This is a genomic window from Pseudomonas sp. Pseusp21, assembly GCF_059492145.1.
Map to the genome: position 1 here is coordinate 3339467 of NZ_CP168520.1, position 14729 is coordinate 3354195.

Annotated in this window: 14 protein-coding genes; 3 read left to right on the forward strand and 11 right to left on the reverse strand. The window is 61.4% G+C overall.

Features of this window, described 5'->3' with window-relative positions; all coding sequences use genetic code 11:
• Positions 1-50: 50 nt before the first annotated feature.
• The 3 genes from ACEN93_RS15235 to ACEN93_RS15245 form a co-directional block, all read right to left on the reverse strand.
• Positions 51-1022 carry a thymidylate synthase gene (locus ACEN93_RS15235; protein WP_011336420.1) on the reverse strand — a complete coding sequence of 324 codons (972 nt, stop codon included), beginning with the start codon at positions 1020-1022 and terminating at the stop codon, positions 51-53.
• 50 nt (positions 1023-1072) lie between these two features.
• A complete protein-coding gene (gene lgt, locus ACEN93_RS15240) occupies positions 1073-1888 on the reverse strand; it encodes a prolipoprotein diacylglyceryl transferase (protein ID WP_039767887.1) in 816 nt (271 codons plus the stop codon).
• Positions 1889-1984: 96 nt separating this feature from the next.
• Complete coding sequence (locus ACEN93_RS15245) at positions 1985-2767, reverse strand: sulfite exporter TauE/SafE family protein (RefSeq protein WP_085612006.1); 783 nt, start codon at positions 2765-2767, stop codon at positions 1985-1987.
• A 131-nt stretch (positions 2768-2898) separates the two neighbouring features.
• On the opposite strand from ACEN93_RS15245, the gene ACEN93_RS15250 reads away from it, so the two are divergent.
• Complete coding sequence (locus ACEN93_RS15250) at positions 2899-3645, forward strand: NRDE family protein (RefSeq protein WP_495610227.1); 747 nt, start codon at positions 2899-2901, stop codon at positions 3643-3645.
• A 225-nt stretch (positions 3646-3870) separates the two neighbouring features.
• On the opposite strand, the gene ptsP is transcribed toward ACEN93_RS15250, so the two are convergent.
• Together ptsP and ACEN93_RS15260 are read right to left on the reverse strand one after the other, a co-directional pair.
• On the reverse strand, positions 3871-6147 hold the full coding sequence (ptsP, locus tag ACEN93_RS15255) for a phosphoenolpyruvate--protein phosphotransferase (protein WP_414882391.1): 2277 nt from the start codon (positions 6145-6147) through the stop codon (positions 3871-3873).
• A gap of 22 nt (positions 6148-6169) precedes the next feature.
• On the reverse strand, positions 6170-6649 hold the full coding sequence (locus ACEN93_RS15260) for an RNA pyrophosphohydrolase (RefSeq protein ID WP_003229203.1): 480 nt from the start codon (positions 6647-6649) through the stop codon (positions 6170-6172).
• A 143-nt stretch (positions 6650-6792) separates the two neighbouring features.
• Between ACEN93_RS15260 and ACEN93_RS15265 the strand changes: the two genes are divergently transcribed.
• Positions 6793-7449: a histidinol-phosphatase gene (locus tag ACEN93_RS15265; protein WP_039767882.1), complete on the forward strand. Its 657-nt coding sequence runs from the start codon at positions 6793-6795 to the stop codon at positions 7447-7449.
• Between the two features lie 117 nt (positions 7450-7566).
• Here the strand turns inward: ACEN93_RS15265 and ACEN93_RS15270 are convergent, their stop codons facing one another.
• Both ACEN93_RS15270 and ilvA read right to left on the reverse strand, forming a co-directional pair.
• Positions 7567-7980 (reverse strand): DUF2269 family protein, encoded by a 414-nt coding sequence (locus ACEN93_RS15270; RefSeq protein WP_039767881.1) that lies wholly within the window; start codon positions 7978-7980, stop codon positions 7567-7569.
• Positions 7981-8021: 41 nt separating this feature from the next.
• Positions 8022-9536: a threonine ammonia-lyase, biosynthetic gene (ilvA, locus tag ACEN93_RS15275; RefSeq protein ID WP_011336426.1), complete on the reverse strand. Its 1515-nt coding sequence runs from the start codon at positions 9534-9536 to the stop codon at positions 8022-8024.
• 146 nt (positions 9537-9682) lie between these two features.
• On the opposite strand from ilvA, the gene rpiA reads away from it, so the two are divergent.
• Complete coding sequence (gene rpiA, locus ACEN93_RS15280; protein ID WP_007953476.1) at positions 9683-10357, forward strand: ribose-5-phosphate isomerase RpiA; 675 nt, start codon at positions 9683-9685, stop codon at positions 10355-10357.
• Between the two features lie 84 nt (positions 10358-10441).
• Here rpiA and ACEN93_RS15285 read toward each other — a convergent pair whose 3' ends face one another.
• From ACEN93_RS15285 to ACEN93_RS15300, 4 genes are all read right to left on the reverse strand, one after another.
• Positions 10442-11359, reverse strand: a complete 918-nt coding sequence (locus tag ACEN93_RS15285; RefSeq protein WP_074690099.1) for an SdiA-regulated domain-containing protein — start codon at positions 11357-11359, stop codon at positions 10442-10444.
• A 117-nt stretch (positions 11360-11476) separates the two neighbouring features.
• Complete coding sequence (locus ACEN93_RS15290) at positions 11477-12400, reverse strand: SdiA-regulated domain-containing protein (RefSeq protein ID WP_074690097.1); 924 nt, start codon at positions 12398-12400, stop codon at positions 11477-11479.
• Between the two features lie 223 nt (positions 12401-12623).
• The gene (locus ACEN93_RS15295; RefSeq protein WP_007953483.1) at positions 12624-13289 is read right to left on the reverse strand and encodes a fumarylacetoacetate hydrolase family protein; all 666 of its coding nucleotides are present in this window, start codon (positions 13287-13289) and stop codon (positions 12624-12626) included.
• Between the two features lie 40 nt (positions 13290-13329).
• On the reverse strand, positions 13330-14724 hold the full coding sequence (locus ACEN93_RS15300) for an FAD-binding oxidoreductase (protein WP_039765411.1): 1395 nt from the start codon (positions 14722-14724) through the stop codon (positions 13330-13332).
• Positions 14725-14729 lie beyond the last annotated feature (5 nt).

Sequence of the window (14729 nt, forward strand, 5' to 3'; positions counted from 1 at the left end):
GAGCGTCACGGGATTCATTCCCACGCAGAGCGTGGGAACGATCCTGCCGACTAGACCGCCATCGGCGCGGTCATCGGCGCATGGTGCTCGTAGCCTTCCAGCGAAAAATCACTCGGCTCAACCAGCTCCAGCCACTCCGGCTGATAAACACCGGTCTTGGCAAACTCCGGCACGCGATCCGAAATTTTCAGTTTCGGCATGGCGAACGGCTCGCGCTTGAGCTGTTCGTTGAGCATGTCGAGGTGGTTTTCGTAGACGTGGGCGTCACCGATGAAATAGGTGAACCAGCGCGGCGTGTAGCCGGTCAGGCGACCGATCAGGCTCAGCAGCGCGGCGCCTTCGGTGAGGTTGAACGGCGTGCCCAGGCCCAGGTCGTTGGAGCGGATGTAGAGGGTCAGGGAGATTTCCTTGGTCTCGACATTCGGGTGGAACTGGTACAGCAGATGGCACGGCGGCAGGGCCATTTCATCGAGCTGGGCGCAGTTCCAGCCGTGGAACAGGATGCGCCGGCTGCCCGGATCCTTGATGATCGTGTCGACGCACTGGCGCACCTGATCGATGGCCTTGTACAGCACCACGTAGGCCTGGCCGTCTTCTTCGCCCTGGGCAATCTGCTTGTAGCCGTTGCTCAGGGTTTGTTCGATGGCGGCGGTGTTGCTCAGCGGGATCTGCTTGTACGCCGGCCATTTGCGCCATTGCACGCCGTAGATTTCGCCGAGGTCGTCTTCGCCCTGACGGAACGGATTGGCCAGCCACTGAGCGTTTTCGTTGGCGTTCTGATCCCAGACCTTGCAGCCCAGCGCACGGAATTCGGCGGCGTTGTTCACGCCACGCAGAAAGCCGCACATCTCGCCGATGGCCGATTTGAAGGCCATCTTGCGGGTGGTGATCGCCGGGAAACCTTCCTGCAGATCGAAGCGCAGCATGGCGCCCGGAAAGCTGATGGTGTTCACGCCGGTACGGTTGGCCTGTTTGGTGCCGTTGTTGATGACGTGCGACACCAGATCGAGATATTGCTTCATGAGTTACCTGTGTCCTTGAGCCCCGGCAGACATCGCCGGGGTTCGAATATTTAAGCTGTCGGTGCAACCGGCGCCGCCGGGGCGCGGTGGTAGGCCAGCCAGATCAGGAACAGCCCGCCGATGATCATCGGTACGCAGAGTACCTGACCCATGGTCAGCCAGTTCCAGGCCAGATAGCCCAGTTGCGCGTCCGGCACGCGGACGAATTCGACGATGAAACGGAAGATGCCATAAAACAGCGCGAACATGCCCGAGACCGCCATGGTCGGCCGTGGCTTGCGCGAGAACAGCCAGAGGATCAGGAACAGCGCCACGCCTTCGAGCGCGAACTGATACAGCTGCGACGGGTGACGAGGCAGTTGCGCCGGGTCGCTGAACGGCGGGAACACCATGGCCCACGGCACGTCGGTGGCCTTGCCCCACAACTCGGCGTTGATGAAGTTGCCGATACGCCCGGCGCCCAGGCCGATCGGCACCATCGGCGCGACGAAGTCCATCAGCTGGAAGAACGACTTGCCGTTACGCTTGCCGAACCACAGTGCGGCCAGCATCACGCCGATGAAACCGCCGTGGAACGACATGCCGCCCTTCCACACTTCGAAAATCAGTGTCGGGTTGGCCAGGTAAGCGCTCAGGTCATAGAACAGCACATAACCCAGACGCCCGCCGACAATCACCCCCATCGACAGCCAGAACACCAGGTCGGACAGTTTTTCCTTGGTCCAGGTCGGGTCGAAACGGTTGAGCCGGCGCGATGCCAGCAGCCACGCGCCGCCGATGCCGACCAGGTACATCAGGCCGTACCAGTGGATTTTCAGCGGACCGATGGCCAAAGCCACCGGATCGATCTGCGGGTAAGGCAGCATTGCGACTCCTCGTTAGCGTTCAAATCTTCAAAAATTCCCGGGCGACGCTGTCACCTCAGGATTAAGCCAGGATTGCGACCTGCCAAAACAGACGGCTCAGAACAGAAAGCTCAGGCCCACGCAAAACAGCAAAGCCGCGAACAGCCGTTTCAGCAACTTCGGCGACAACCTGTGCGCCAGCCGCGCGCCGAGACGGGCGAACACCATGCTGGTCAGGGCAATGCCCAAAAGCGCCGGCAAATACACAAAACCGAGACTATGGGCCGGCAGCAACGGATCATGCCAGCCCAGAATCATGAAACTTATGGCACTGGCGACGGCGATCGGCAGGCCACAGGCCGACGAGGTCGCCACCGCCTGCTGCATCGGCACGCTGCGCCAGGTCAGGAACGGCACGGTCAGCGAACCGCCGCCAATCCCGAAAATCGCCGATGCCCAGCCAATCACACTGCCGGCCACGGTCAGACCGAGTTTGCCCGGCACCGTTCGGCTGGCCTTGGGTTTGACGTCCAGCGCCAGCTGCGCGGCGATTATCAGGGCGAACACACCGATGATCTTTTGCAGGTTCGGACCGGATATCGCTTCGGCGGTCAATGCACCGAAACCGGCGCCGAGCAGAATGCCCACGGTCATCCAGCGGAAGATCGGCCAGCGCACCGCACCGCGCCGGTGATGCTCACGCACGGCGTTGACCGAAGTGAAGATGATCGTCGCCAGGGACGTGCCGACCGCCAGATGGGTCAGGATCGACGGATCGAAGCCCTGCAAGGTGAAACTGAACACCAGCACCGGGACGATGATGATCCCGCCGCCCACCCCGAACAGCCCGGCCAGTACGCCCGCACAGGCGCCCAGCGCCAGATAGAGCAGAAATTCCATGACTGCCTCCCAAGGCGCGTCCCCAAAACCGGAGCGGCATGGTAACGGATGGATACCCTTCGGCTCCACTGGCGATGGATGCACGGACGATGTCTGCGTAGAGTGGGCAAAAAACACACAAGGACCACCTTATGTGCCTGATCGTTTTCGCCTGGCGGCCGGGGCATGCCCAGCCGCTGATCGTCGCGGCCAACCGTGACGAGTTCTACGCCCGGCCCAGCCTGCCGCTGGCCCAGTGGCCCGAGTCGCCGCAGGTTCACGCCGGTCGCGATCTCGAGGCCGGGGGAACCTGGCTCGGCCTGGGCGCCAACGGTCGCTTCGCGGCGCTGACCAACATACGCGATCCACATCAGCCGCCGGCGCGACGTTCTCGGGGCGAGCTGGTGGCAGGGTTTCTGACCGGAAACCTGTCGATCGATGACTATTTGTCCGACGTTGTCGCCCGTTCGCCGGACTATGCCGGCTTCAACCTGCTGCTGGGCAATGCCAACGAGCTGTGGCACTTCAATGCGCGGTCTTCGGAACCGGTGATGTTGCAGCCCGGCGTCTATGGCCTGTCCAACGCCGGGCTGGATACGCCGTGGCCGAAACTACTCAAGGCCAAGGCGGCATTGAGTGCGGTGCTGGATGATCCGCAGCCCGAGCGGCTGCTGGCCTTATTGAGCGATGCCCAGACCGCGCCGTTTGCCGAGCTGCCGGACACCGGCGTGGGCCTGGCGACCGAGTCGTTGTTGTCGAGTGTGTTTATTGCCAGCCAGAGTTACGGGACTCGGGCGAGTACGGCGTTGATTGTGCAGGCGGATGGGACGCGGCGGATGGTGGAGCGGAGTTTCGGGCCGTATGGCGGGCACTTGGGGGAAGTTGAGATTTACCTTTAAAAGCAAGCCCTCATCGGAACGCCGCCCACCCAGCCCTCTCCCGGAGGGAGAGGGGGCCGACCGAGGTGTCTTGAGCTAGACATCGACCTGAAAAACCTGTGTCGATTATGGATTCACTACAGCAACTCCAGGTCGACGGATCTCTGCAGCAACCCCCAATCAGTCCCCTCTCCCTCCGGGAGAGGGTTAGGGTGAGGGTAAGCTTTTGATCTCAGGCTTTTGACTTCAGACCTTGGCCGCCGCCGGATTGACCATCTTCGCCAACCCAAGGTTCTTCAGCGCCAGTTGCAGCGAGCTGTGGATGACCTGCGGGTTGTCGATGGTCATCAGTTCCGCCAGCAGGTCCTTGGCCTTGCTCAGGTTGATCTGACGCAGCATCCACTTCACCTTCGGCAGGTTGGTGGCGTTCATCGACAGGCTGTCGAAACCCATTGCCATCAACAGCACCGCTGCCGCCGGGTCACCGGCCATCTCGCCGCAGATGCTCACCGGCTTGCCTTCGGCATGGGCGTCGCGCACCACGGTTTGCAGGGCTTGCAGCACCGCCGGGTGCAGGTAGTCGTAGAGATCGGCCACCCGCGGGTTGTTGCGGTCCACCGCCAGCAGGTACTGGGTCAGGTCGTTGGAGCCGACCGACAGGAAGTCCACCATCCGCGCCAGCTCTTTGGTCTGGTAAACCGCCGCAGGAATTTCGATCATCACGCCCACCGGCGGCATCGGCACGTCGGTGCCTTCGTCGCGTACCTCGCCCCAGGCCCGGTGGATCAGGTGCAGCGCCTCTTCGAGCTCGTGGATGCCAGAGATCATCGGCAGCAGGATTCGCAGGTTGTTCAGGCCTTCGCTGGCCTTGAGCATCGCGCGGGTCTGCACCAGGAAGATTTCCGGGTGGTCGAGAGTGACGCGGATCCCGCGCCAGCCGAGGAACGGGTTGTCTTCCTTGATCGGGAAGTACGACAGCGACTTGTCACCGCCGATGTCCAGGCTGCGCATGGTCACCGGTTGCGGGTGGAATGCAGCGAGCTGCTCGCGGTAAATCGCCAGTTGTTCCTTCTCGCTCGGGAAGCGCTGGTTGATCATGAACGGCACTTCGGTGCGGTACAGACCGACGCCTTCGGCGCCGCGCTTCTGCGCTCGCGCCACGTCCGCCAGCAGGCCGGTGTTGACCCACAGTGGCATGCGGTGGCCGTCCAGGGTCACGCACGGCAGGTCGCGCAGGGTATCGAGCCCCAGCGCCAGTTGCTTCTCTTCCTCCACCACCTCGGTGAACTGCTTGCGCAGCACTTCGCTGGGGTTGGTGTAAACCTCGCCCCGTGTGCCGTCGACGATCATTTCGATGCCGTCGACCTTGGCGTACGGCAGATCGACCAGACCCATTACTGTCGGGATGCCCATGGCCCGGGCCAGGATCGCGACGTGGGAGTTGCCCGAACCGAGTACCGACACCAGACCGACCAGCGTGCCTTCCGGCACCTCGCCGAGCATCGCCGGCGTCAGTTCTTCGCTGACCAGAATGGTTTTTTCCGGGTAGACCAGGTTCTGCTGACGCTCTTCCTGCAAATAGGCGAGCAGCCGGCGGCCCAGGTCCTTGACGTCCGACGCCCGCTCCCGCAGGTACTCGTCGTCCATCAGATCGAAACGGTTGACGTGATCGGTCACGACCTGGCGCAGTGCGCCCTGGGCCCACTGCCCGGTCTTGATCACGTTGGTGATTTCGCTGCCCAGCGAGGCATCGTCGAGCATCATCAGGTAGACGTCGAACAGCGCGCGCTCTTCCGGACGCAGCTGGGTCGCCAGTTTGGCCGACAACGCACGCATGTCGGCGCGCACGCCTTCGATGGCGGTCTTGAACAGCGCCAGTTCCGCGTCGATGTCGGTGATGGTCTTGTCCGGCACCACGTCCAGATCCGCCGGTGGCAGCATGACCACCGCGGTACCGACCGCTGCGCCCGGCGAACCCGGGACGCCGACGAACTTGGCTTCCTGGATGCCCTTGCCCTGACGGCCCAGACCACGGATCGAGCCGGTGGCCTCGGCGTGGGCGATTACGCCCGCGAGCTGCGCGCTCATGGTCACGAGGAAGGCTTCTTCACCCTCATCGAACTGGCGGCGTTCTTTCTGCTGGATGACCAACACGCCGACGACGCGGCGGTGGTGAATGATCGGCGCCCCGAGGAACGAGGCGTAGCGCTCCTCGCCGGTCTCGGCGAAGTAGCGGTAGCGCGGGTGATCCGCGGCGTTTTCGAGGTTCAGGGGTTCTTCACGCGTGCCGACCAGGCCGACCAGACCTTCGTTGGGTGCCATGCTGACCTTGCCGATCGAGCGCTTGTTCAAGCCCTCGGTGGCCATCAGCACGAAGCGGTTGGTCTCTGGATCAAGCAGGTAGACCGAGCAGACCTGGCTGCCCATGGCCTCTTTGACGCGCAACACAATAATCCCCAACGCCGCCTTGAGATCCTTGGCGGAGTTAACTTCCTGGACGATCTTGCGCAGCGTATTGAGCATGGCTCGGGGTCGAACTCCGTCGTCAGTCGCGCGCTAAAAGGCGCGGGGCAAGCTCTTTGAGAGCGCGGCGATACACTTCGCGCTTGAATGTCACCACCTGGCCCAACGGATACCAATAACTGACCCAGCGCCAGCCATCGAACTCCGGTTTACCGGTCAAATCCATCCGCACCCGCTGCTCGTTGGAGATCAGGCGCAGGAGAAACCATTTCTGTTTCTGGCCGATGCACAGCGGTTGGCTGTGGGTTCGCACCAGACGTTGCGGCAAACGATAGCGCAACCAGCCCCGGGTGCAGGCCAGTATTTCAACATCTTCGCGTTCCAGGCCAACTTCTTCGTTCAGCTCGCGGTACAAGGCGTCTTCGGGCGTCTCCTCGGGGTTGATTCCCCCTTGCGGAAACTGCCAGGCATCCTGATTGATACGGCGAGCCCATAGCACCTGGCCGGCGTCATTCGTCAGAATGATCCCGACATTAGGGCGGAAACCATCGGGGTCGATCACGGCAACAACCTCGCAAACGCATGTCGCCGCATTGTTCCACAAAGGTTGTGAAGGCGGCAACGAAGGTTCCGAGCTTATGTGCACTCTTGTGAAAAGACCGTATTCTTGTGGCCTTTTTACTGACTTTTCAGCGGGTAACTGCAATGCGCCTGGCTTTATTCGATTTGGACAACACCCTTCTGGGCGGCGACAGCGATCACGCCTGGGGCGATTATCTGTGCGAACGCGGCTTCCTCGACCCGATCGCCTACAAGGCGCGCAACGACGAGTTCTATCAGGATTACCTGGCCGGCAAACTGGATAACGCCGCATACCTGAACTTCTGCCTGGAAATCCTCGGCCGCACCGAGATGGCCGTGCTTGAGCAGTGGCACAGCGATTACATGCGCGACTGCATCGAGCCGATCGTCCTGCCCAAGGCGCTCGATCTGCTGAAAAAGCACCGCGATGCCGGCGACAAACTGGTGATCATCACCGCCACCAACCGCTTCGTCACCGCGCCGATCGCCGTGCGCCTGGGCGTCGAAACCCTGATCGCCACCGAGTGCGAGATGCAGGACGGTCGCTACACCGGACGCAGCACCGACGTGCCGTGCTTCCGCGAAGGCAAGGTGACGCGCCTGAACCGCTGGCTGGAAGAAACCGGATATTCGCTGGAAGGCAGCTACTTCTACAGCGACTCGATGAATGACCTGCCGCTGCTGGAGCAGGTGACGAATCCGGTGGCGGTCGACCCTGACCCGAACCTGCTGGCCGAAGCCGAGAAGCGCGGTTGGCCCGTCATCAGCCTGCGCGGCTGATATCGCGTCGCAGGCAAGTCGAATCGTCGCACCGCAGCTCCCACAGGGGATGTGTGAACGCCTCAGATCAATGTGGGAGCGAGCCTGCTCGCGAACGGATCGACACGGTCCCAAGCCTTAAACCGGCTTGGCCCCCATCAACGCCGCAATGGCCAGAAATCCGACGCCGCTGACAATCGCCAGCGCCAGATTGAATTTCCGGTTGCCGACCCCGCTTGTCCACAGCCGATTAAGCCGAACAAGCAGCCAGACCGCACTAAAGGTGGCCACGGCATAGATCACGCTGGACCCCAGAATCCAGAACTGCCCCAGTGGCCAGCCAACCAGGTGCACCAGCCACCAGCCGGTGAAAGGCATGCTGAGCACGCCGATCAGCATCAGACACCAGACGAACAGCCAGGGTCGCTGCATCGTGCTGGCCGGCCCTTCGCTGCGATTACGCCAGGAAGCAGCGGCGAGCCCCAGCCCGCTCGCCAGGATTACCACGGTCGCCGCGACGTGAAGGACTTTCAGGGTGGTCAGGGTTTCCATGTATTTCTCTTTCCTTAGGCCATACCCATCAGCGTAGCCGTTCAGCCAAGAAACAGCTGATAGGCCGGGTTGTCGCTTTCGTCCCAGTACGGGTAGCCGATTTCCTCAAGGGCTGCGGGAACCAGATGACGTTCGTCGTGGGGCACTTGCAGGCCCGCCACCACGCGGCCGTCCGCAGCACCGTGGTTGCGGTAGTGGAACATCGAGATGTTCCAGCGACCGCCGAGCTTGTTGAGGAAGTTGAACAGCGCGCCCGGACGCTCCGGGAACTCGAAGCGCAGCACCACTTCATCGACCACGTGCGCGGCGCGCCCGCCGACCATGTGACGGATGTGCAGTTTGGCCAGTTCGTTGTCGGTCAGGTCAAGCACCGGGAAACCCTGTTCGGTCAGGCTCGCCAGCAACGCACTGCGCGGGTCGTTGTCCGGGTGGGTCTGCACGCCAACGAAGATGTGCGCTTCGCTGCCATTGTTATAGCGGTAGTTGAATTCGGTGATCTGGCGCTTGCCGATGGCCTCGCAGAAGGCCTTGAAGCTGCCGGCCTTCTCGGGGATGGTCACAGCGATGATCGCTTCGCGGCCTTCACCCAGCTCGGCGCGCTCGGCGACGTGGCGCAAGCGGTCGAAGTTGACGTTGGCCCCGGAGTCGATGGCCACGAAGGTCTGGCCGCTGACGCCGCGCTGCTCGACATACTTCTTGATCCCGGCCACGCCCAGGGCGCCGGCCGGTTCGGTGATCGAACGGGTGTCGTCGTAGATGTCCTTGATCGCCGCGCAGATTTCGTCAGTGCTGACGGTGATCACTTCGTCGACGTAATCCTTGCAGATGTCGAAGGTGTGCTGGCCGATCTGCGCCACCGCCACGCCATCGGCGAAGATGCCTACGGTCGGCAGCACCACGCGTTCGCCTGCCGCCATCGCCGCTTGCAAACAGTTGGAGTCGTCGGGCTCGACGCCGATGACCTTGATGTCCGGACGCAGGTATTTCACGTAGGCCGCGATGCCGGCGATCAGACCGCCGCCGCCCACCGGAACGAAAATCGCATCCAGCGGCTGCGGGTGCTGGCGCAGAATTTCCATCGCCACGGTGCCCTGCCCGGCAATGGTGTGCGGATCATCGTACGGGTGGATGTAGACGTAGCCTTTTTCATCGACCAGTTTCAGCGAGTAAGCCAGGGCTTCCGGAAAGGAATCGCCGTGCAGCACCACTTTGCCACCGCGCGAGCGCACGCCTTCGACCTTGATCTCCGGGGTGGTCTTGGGCATCACGATGGTCGCTTTCACGCCCAGCACTTTCGCCGCCAGGGCCAGGCCCTGCGCGTGGTTGCCCGCCGACGCGGTGACCACGCCGCGTGCGCGCTCTTCGTCGCTCAACTGGGTCAGCTTGTTGTAGGCGCCGCGAATCTTGAACGAGAACACTGGCTGCAAGTCTTCACGCTTGAGCCAGATGTCGTTGCCCAGCCGCTCGGAGAGCTGGCGGGCGTTCTGCAGCGGGGTTTCTACGGCAACGTCATAAACGCGCGAGGTGAGGATCTTCTTGACGTACTGTTCGAGCATCGGAAAGCATCACTGGCGATTGGGCGGGACCAGCGAGTCTAACCCGGCTTTTGGGCGCACGACCACACGAATCCAGAGGTTTTAGCCCGGCTTGAGGCTATAATGCCGGCCTTTCCGTTCTTACCTTGCCCGCTTCCGGAGCCCGCATGACCCAGGATCAACTCAAACAGGCCGTGGCCCAGGCTGCCGTCGACTTCATCCTTCCGAAACTCGACGACAAGAGCATCGTCGGCGTCGGCACCGGCTCCACCGCCAACTGCTTCATCGACGCCCTGGCCCAGCACAAGGGCGCGTTCGATGGCGCGGTCGCAAGCTCCGAAGCCACTGCCGCGCGCCTCAAGGGCCACGGGATTCCGGTGTACGAGCTGAACACCGTGAGCAACCTGGAGTTCTACGTCGACGGCGCCGATGAAAGCGACGAACACCTGAACCTGATCAAGGGCGGCGGCGCAGCCCTGACCCGCGAGAAGATCGTCGCGGCCGTGGCCCAGACCTTCATCTGTATCGCCGACGCCAGCAAACTGGTGCCGGTGCTCGGCGCGTTCCCGCTGCCGGTGGAAGTGATCCCGATGGCCCGCAGCCACGTCGCCCGCCAACTGGTGAAACTGGGCGGCGACCCGGTCTATCGCGAAGGCGTGCTGACCGACAACGGCAACATCATCCTCGACGTGCACAACCTGCAGATCACCAACCCGGTGGAGCTGGAAGCGCAGATCAACGCGATCGTCGGCGTGGTCACTAACGGCCTGTTCGCGGCGCGTCCGGCGGATCTGTTGTTGCTGGGGACTTCCGAAGGTGTGAAGACCCTGAAGGCTGAGTAAGCCGAAACTGCCCACATTTTTGTGGGCAGATGAAAAAACTGTGGGAGCCAGTTTGCTAGCTCCCACATTGTTTGAAGGTGTTGGTTAGTTCTGCACAGGCTTCCTGAAGACATAAAACAGATTCGGCTCGCTCACCAGATACAACGCCCCATCGTCATCCATCGCGATACCTTCCGCCTGCGGCACGGTTTTCTTCAGACCCTGCCGGCCACCGCTCAACGACATGGTGCTCAACGGGCGCCCGTCCACATCCAGTTCCAGAATCAGCCGCGACTCGTCGGACAGCGCCAGTAAATGACCGCTGCGCTCGTCGTATTGCAGGCTCGACAGATCGCGCACGAACATCCCGGCATCGCGCTTGGGATTGTTGATCACGTGTACTGCGTAGGATTTTTCCGGATTGAAGTGCGGGAAACCGTGCACTTCATAGATCAGCATCGGGTCCCGCTCCTTGGCCACGAACAGGCGCTTGCCCACCGAATCGTACGCCAGGCCTTCAAAGCCCTTGTTGCCGCTCATGTGCACACCGAGGGTCATTTGCTCGGCGTCCGCCGCATCAAGGAACGTGGTGTCATGCTCCAGATGGATCTTGATCAGGCGCTGCTGGCGCTCGTCGGTAATCACATAGGTGTCGGCGCTGATGAACTCCACCGCCTCCGGATCGCCGAAGCCGATCAAGGCGACACGGCGCAGGATCGTGCCATCCAGCGACAGCTCGATCAGTTCGGCATTCTTGTTGGTCACGGTGAACAGGCTTTTGCGCACCGGGTCGTAGGTCAGCGCCGAGACGTCGTCGTTCAGCCCATCGATGACTTTCGCTTCAATCTCTGCCCGATATTGATCCAGCCCGATGGACTGGCTGCTCATCGGCTGCCAGAGCGTATGCAGGTTGAACCAGGCACGCTCGAACAGGCGCATGTATTGGCCGATCGCAATCAATGCGACCAGGGCAATCATCGACAGGATTATGAACAGAGGCTTGGGACGGGCAAGTCGACGCATTCAGGCAGGCTCGGAGTCAAAACAGGCGGATGAAATATCACGCCTGTCTGAACTGAAGCTTAATGGCCACTTGCCTCAGGCCACAACTGCACAGATCTGCAATTGCTGTAGGAGAGATTACTTCTGCTTTTCGAAGCGGTAGAACAGGTTCGGCTCGCTGACCATGTACAGCGTGCCCGAGTCGTCCATGGTTACGCCTTCGGCGCGGGGAATGGTTTTCTTCAAACCGTTGAAACCGCCGAGCAGGGTCATGAAGCTGACCTGTTCGCCCTTCTCGTCCAGCTCCAGCAACAGGTGCGAATCAGCGGACAGAACGAGGGTGTGACCGGTGCGCGGATCGATCGCCAGGGCCGACAGGTTACGAATATCGAGTTCGTCGCTGTCGAGTTTCTGCTTGTCGCCCTTGAGCGTCTGGCTGCCGTCGCTTTTCCAGGTGAACAGCGCGGGTGGACGCTCTTCGCCCAGTAGCAGTTGCTGGTTACGGGCGTCCCAGGTGATGGCTTCGAAGGCCTTGTTCTGGTCCTTTGACGGGCCGAGGTCGTATTTAGGGAAATCGTCACGCTTCAGTTCACGAGTCTCGGCATCGACCTTGACGATGGAGAGCAAGTGCTCGCGCTCATCGACAATCGCCATCAAGCCGTTTTCCATCACCGTAAGGCCTTCCGGATTGCTCCAGCCCACCAGGGGCATCTTGCGCAACACGTCGCCCTGCAGGGTCAGCTCGACCAGGAACGGATTCTTGCCCATCACCGAAAACAGGGTTTTGGTCTGCGGGTTATAGGAAAGGTCCGAAGCTTCGTCCTTTTCCATGCCCGGCAACAGCTTGGCGTCGATGACCACCCGGTAGTCCGGGAGCCAGACGCTTTCCTGCTTCTCGGCCGTACTTTCGAAGCGCTCCAGCAGCCACAGCACACCCCGATCATCCCAATGCATGGCAAACGCCAGCCCGTACGCAGCGGCGGCTGCCAGCAACAGCCAGGAATACCAGCGCAGGGCGAAGCGTGAACGGCGGGCGGGTTTGAGCTGAGTTTGAGATGACATCAAAGGACGCGTTCCGAAAATTCAGGCTACGGGTAATAGCACAAAGAGGCCGGCTCAGACGCCAGAATGGCCGGAATTATCCGGACAGAATGTGAAAAAAACGGTAAATGGCCGGAATGCCCTGCGTCTTTGCAGGCCGCATCACAAAACGAAAACGGGAGATTGCAGACTTGAGGGCTGAGCTCAAACCTGCAATCTCCCGCTCGGTAACGCGATGTACGGATCAGCGAACGCTGCTGGTGAAGCGACTGGCGCCCGGCAGCTCCAGCACGATCTCATCACCGACATTCAGCGGGCCGACGCCCACCGGCGTGCCGGTCAGGATCACGTCACCGGCCTGCAGCGAGAAGCAGCCGGCCATGTGCTGGATCATCGGCACGATCGGGTTGAGCATCGCGCTGCTGTTGCCGTCCTGGCGCACTTCGCCGTTGATGGTCAGGCGAATGCCGATGTCGGTCAGGTCGGCAAAGGTGCTGCCCACCACGAACGGCGCAATCACCGCCGCGCCGTCGAACGACTTGGCGATTTCCCACGGCAGGCCCTTGGACTTGAGCTCGGCCTGCTTGTCACGCAGGGTCAGGTCCAGCGCCGGGGCGAAACCGGAGATCGCGTCCAGCACTTCTTCACGGCTCGGTTTGGTCGACAGCGGTTTGCCGATCAACACGGCGATTTCCGCCTCGTAATGCACCGAGCCACGCTCGGTCGGAATGCTGAAACCGCCTTCCAGCGGCACCACGCAACTGCCCGGTTTGATGAACAGCAACGGCTCGGTAGGCACCGGGTTGTCCAGTTCCTTGGCGTGTTCGGCGTAGTTACGGCCGATGCACACCACTTTCCCCAGCGGAAAATGAATCCGCGTACCGTCGACATACTGGTGCTGATAGCTCATTACCGACTCCTGCCTTTATTGATTCATCAGGGATTGCCAATCAAACCGCGAAAATCTTGCCCGGATTCATGATGCCGTTCGGGTCGAACACCGCCTTGACCGCTTTCATGTATTCGATTTCCACCGGTGAGCGGCTGTAGGTCAAGTAGTCGCGCTTGGTCATGCCCACCCCGTGTTCGGCGGAAATCGAACCGTTGTACTTCTCGACGGTTTCGAATACCCATTTGTTGACGGTGGCACACTTGGCGAAAAACTCGTCCTTGCTCAGGTTGTCCGGCTTGAGGATGTTCAGGTGCAGGTTGCCATCGCCGATGTGGCCGAACCAGACGATTTCGAAGTCCGGGTAGTGTTCGCCGACGATCGCGTCGATTTCCTGCAGGAACGCCGGGACTTTGGAGACGGTGACCGAGATGTCGTTCTTGTACGGAGTCCAGTGGGAGATGGTTTCGGAGATGTACTCGCGCAGCTTCCACAGGTTCTGCAACTGGGTTTCGCTCTGGCTCATCACGCCGTCCAGCACCCAGCCCTGCTCCACGCAATGCTCGAAGGTTTCCAGGGCGGTGTTGGCCACTTCTTCGGTGGTCGCCTCGAATTCCAGCAAAGCATAGAACGGGCAGTCGGTTTCGAATGGCGCCGGGACATCGCCACGGCCCATGACCTTGGCCAGCGCCTTGTCAGAGAAGAATTCGAACGCGGTCAGGTCGAGCCGGCCCTGGAAGGCGTGCAGCACCGGCATGATCGAATCGAAATCAGCGGTGCCGAGGACCATCGCGGTCAGGTTTTTCGGCGCGCGGTCCAGGCGCATGGTGGCCTCGACCACAAAACCGAGGGTGCCTTCAGCGCCGATGAACAACTGCCGAAGATCGTAACCGGTGGCGTTCTTGATCAGATCCTTGTTCAGTTCCAGCACGTCGCCCTTGCCGGTCACGACCTTCATGCCCGCCACCCAATTGCGGGTCATGCCGTAGCGAATGACCTTGATTCCGCCGGCATTGGTGCCGATGTTGCCGCCAATCTGGCTGGAACCTGCCGAAGCGAAATCCACCGGGTAGTACAAGTCATGTTCTTCGGCGGCGTTCTGCAATTGCTCGGTGACCACGCCCGGCTGACAGACGGCGGTGCGGTCGGTCAGGTTGATGTCGAGAATCTGGTTCATGTAGTCGAACGACACGACCACTTCGCCATTGGCGGCCACGGCTGCGGCGGAAAGCCCGGTGCGCCCGCCCGACGGCACCAGCGCCACTTTGTGTTCGTTGGCCCAGCGGACGACGGCCTGCACCTGCTCGATGGTCTTGGGAAACACGATGGCGCTGGGCGCCGGGGCGAAGTGTTTGGTCCAGTCCTTGCCGTAAGCGTTCAAGGAGTCGGCATCGGTCAGGACTTTGCCAGGCTCGACCAGGGTCTTCAGTTCATCAATCAGGGCAGGATTGGTCATCGACG